The organism is Stenotrophomonas sp. STEN009 (assembly GCF_056760395.1).
Map to the genome: position 1 here is coordinate 1 of NZ_JBRRES010000072.1, position 3450 is coordinate 3450.

3 protein-coding genes are annotated in these 3450 nt (G+C 67.4%); 1 reads left to right on the plus strand and 2 read right to left on the minus strand.

Annotated elements, in window-relative coordinates; translation table 11 throughout:
• Positions 1-117: 117 nt before the first annotated feature.
• Together ACVOMM_RS18600 and ACVOMM_RS18605 are read right to left on the minus strand one after the other, a co-directional pair.
• Positions 118-744: a rhomboid family intramembrane serine protease gene (locus tag ACVOMM_RS18600; RefSeq protein WP_053516907.1), complete on the minus strand. Its 627-nt coding sequence runs from the start codon at positions 742-744 to the stop codon at positions 118-120.
• Positions 745-751: 7 nt separating this feature from the next.
• Positions 752-2317 carry a POT-type proton-dependent oligopeptide transporter gene (locus ACVOMM_RS18605; protein WP_053516906.1) on the minus strand — a complete coding sequence of 522 codons (1566 nt, stop codon included), beginning with the start codon at positions 2315-2317 and terminating at the stop codon, positions 752-754.
• A gap of 164 nt (positions 2318-2481) precedes the next feature.
• Between ACVOMM_RS18605 and ACVOMM_RS18610 the strand changes: the two genes are divergently transcribed.
• Positions 2482-3333: an endonuclease/exonuclease/phosphatase family protein gene (locus ACVOMM_RS18610; RefSeq protein WP_065181957.1), complete on the plus strand. Its 852-nt coding sequence runs from the start codon at positions 2482-2484 to the stop codon at positions 3331-3333.
• The last annotated feature ends 117 nt before the right edge of the window (positions 3334-3450 follow it).

Here is a 3450-nt window from a genome sequence, read left to right on the forward strand (position 1 = left end):
TTTGGGGGTTGTTTGCCCCCGCCCCGGTCCGCCCCCCACCGCCCCCCCCCCCCGGGCCGCCCCCCGGCGGGGGGCCGCGCCGGGGGGGGGGTACCCGGCGTCCCCCCCCCCAGGCCCTCAACCGCCGCCCAGGCGGAAGGTCGGGTTGGACAGTTCGCGCAGGAAGTGGGTGAAGATGCTCGGCTGCATGGCCAGCATGAAGATCACGCCGAATGCCGCGCCGGCCAGGTGCGCGCTGTGGTTGATGCGGTCGCCGCCGCGCTTGTCCATCCAGATGCTGTAGCCGACATAGAACGCGGCGTACACGATGGCCGGTGCGGGGATGAAGAACACCAGGATGATCGACCACGGCTTGATCAGGATGAAGGCGAACAGCACCGCCGACACCGCACCCGAAGCCCCCAGGCTGAGGTAGTTCGGATTCTTCTGGTTCTTCAGGTAGCTCGGCAGGATCGAGACCACCAGCGCGCCGATGTAGAACGCCGGATAGGTCAGGTAGCTGCCGGTCAGCTGCACCATCACGCTCTCGATGAATCCCCCGAAGAAGAACAGGGTGATCATGTTGAAGATCAGGTGCGACCAGTCCGCGTGGATGAATCCATAGGTCACCAACCGGTCGTACTGGCGGTGGCGGTCGATGGCCGGTGGCCACAGGATCAGGCGGTCGGCCAGCGCGCGGTGGTTGAACGCCCTCCATGACAGGATGGCGGTGATGGCGATCAACAGCAGATTGACGGGGGTCATGTCAGGCTCAGGCAGCGCGGTAGTTGTCGACCATACGATAGCGTTTCGCGTACCAACCGAAGGCCAACGCCGCGATGAAGGCGAAGCCGGCGAAGAAGAACATCAGGAACGCCGCCTCGCTCAAGCCGGTGCCGGCGATCTGGTGGGTCACCGTTTCGTTGCGTACGGCCGCATTGGACAGCAGCACCCACAGGTTGCCGATGGTGGTGGTCAGGTTCCAGAAGCTCATCACCACCCCCTTCATCGCCTGGGGCGCCTGGCTGTAGGCGAACTCCAGGCCGGTCGCGGACACCAGGACCTCACCGAAGGTCAGCAGCGCGTACGGCAGGATCTGCCAGAAGATCGACATGGCATTGCCGCCATCCATCACCACCTGGATGCTGCCGACGACGATCCAGGCCAGGCCGCTGAAGGCGATGCCGGCGGTCATCCGGCGCAGCGCGGTCGGCTCGAAGCCGAAGCGGCGCAGGGCCGGGTACAGCACCAGGTTGTTGAACGGGATGAGGATCATCACCAGCAGCGGGTTCAGCGCCTGCATCTGGGAGGCGGTGAACCAGCTCGGCATCTGCATCTGCTGTCCCTGCAGCACCCAGGTCGAGGCCTTCTGGTCGAACAGCGAGAAGAACGGCGTGGTCAACGCGAAGATCACCAGCACGCGCAGCACCGAACGCACGCCCTCCACGGCTTCGGCCGGATGGTGCGCGCGGGCGCGGTCCAGCTGCAGCCAGGTGCCGCCACCAACACCGGCCAGAATCGCCACCAGCGCAAGGCACAGGCAGATCACGATGCCCAATGAGCCGACCAGGCCGAACGATGCCACCGCCAGCACCAGGCCGGCCACGGCGATCGCCAGGCCCGGACGGCCCTGGCCCGCCACCCGCGCGGTCAGCGCCGTGCGCGCCACGTTGGCGAACGAATGCGGGTCCTTCGGCGGCAGCGGCACCAGTACGTAGCGCTTGCGGCCAAGCCAGAACACGAAGGTCGCCACGAACATCAGGATGCCCGGAATGCCGAACGCCCACTGCGGGCCCCAGTTCTTCAGCACCAGCGGAATCAGCAGCGACGCAAACAGCGAGCCGAAGTTGATGATCCAGTAGAAGGCATCGAACACCAGCTTGGCCAGGTGCTTGTTGCTCTGGTCGAACTGGTCACCCATGAACGAGGCCACCAGCGGCTTGATGCCACCGGCACCCAGCGCGATCAGGCCCAGGCCGAGGAAGAAGCCCTGGCGGCTGTTCTCGAACAGCGCCAGGCACAGGTGGCCGGCGCAGTAGACCAGGCTGAACCAGAGGATCGTGTGGTACTTGCCGAAGAACCTGTCGGCCAGCCAGCCGCCCAGCAGCGGGAAGAAGTACACGCCGATCATGAAGCTGTGCATGATGTCCTTGGCTTCACCGGCACGGCCTTCCGCAGTGATTTCCTGCAGCAGCAGCGAGGTGATCAGGAACTGCACCAGGATGTTGCGCATCCCGTAGAAGCTGAACCGTTCGCAGGCCTCATTGCCGATGATGTACGGGATCTGGCGCGGCATCTTTCCCTGGCCGGCGATGGGGGCGACTGCGTCGTGGCTCATCCTGTAAGGCATTCCTGCAAAGCGAAAGCCGCAAGGTTACCGGAACCTGCGGGCTGGAAGCACGCTGCGGGGCTGCATGACAGCGCCGCCGATCCATGGCAGGCGGTACCGGTGCCCTGCCGGAAGTCACGGCACCTGCACGACAAAAGCGTAAACTTATCGTTATGCGCGCCCTCGTCCTCGTCCGCCCCCTGCTCGGCTGCTGCCTGTTGCTGCTTGCATTGCCGGCACCGGCGCGGCCGCAGCAGGCCGCGGACACCGCGACCCTCGACGCGCAGGCCCGGCAGCTGACCGTGGCGGCCCTGGAACTGCCCGGGCGGGACGATGCGCAGTGGAAGCAACGCCGCGAACAGGTGGCGCAGCTGTTGACCGAGCTGCAGCCGGACGTCATCTCGGTGCAGCAGGTACGGCAGCAGCAGGGGCGCAACCCGGCCTGCTGGCTGGCCAATCGGCTGCGCTACAGCTGCGACTTCGTCACGGCCGACCCGCCCAGCCAGCCGCTGCGGCACGGCAATGCGATGCTGACGCGGCTGCCGGTCAGCGAGGATGGCGTGACCCTGCTGCACCCGCCCGGTACGTTCAGCGCGGCGGGCATGATGCGGCTGCGGCTGGGCGAGGCCCTGGTCAATGTCTACGTGACCCGCCTGCGCCCGGAGCCGGATGAAGCGGCGGCCCGCCAGCATCAGACCAGCGATCTCATGGCCTGGATCAGTGCGACCGCCGAAGGCCTGCCCAGTGTGATCGCAGGCGATTTTTCCGCCGGCACGGTGGAACTGGTGCGCGCTACGCCGGGCTTCCAGCCGGCCCGGCGCAGCCCGGGCGGCCGGGCGGAAGCGTCAGCTTCCGGTGCCGGCGGCGCCAGCGGCCATGGCCTGGATGTCCTGTTCCAGGTGAAGCATTTCGGTGGCATCCGCCAGCAGCCCATCCTGCTGCCTGCCGACGGCGAGCTGCCTGGACTGCGCCTGGGGATGATGGCCACCCTGCGCCTGCAGGGCGATACGGCCACCGCGGAATAGGCCCGCCCTCGGCCCCGGGGGGGGGGGGCCCCCCGGGGCCCCCCCCCCCGCCCCCCCCCCGGGGCCAAAGCGGGCCAAAAAAAAACCCCCGGGCGCCCCCCCCCGCGACAAGGGTAA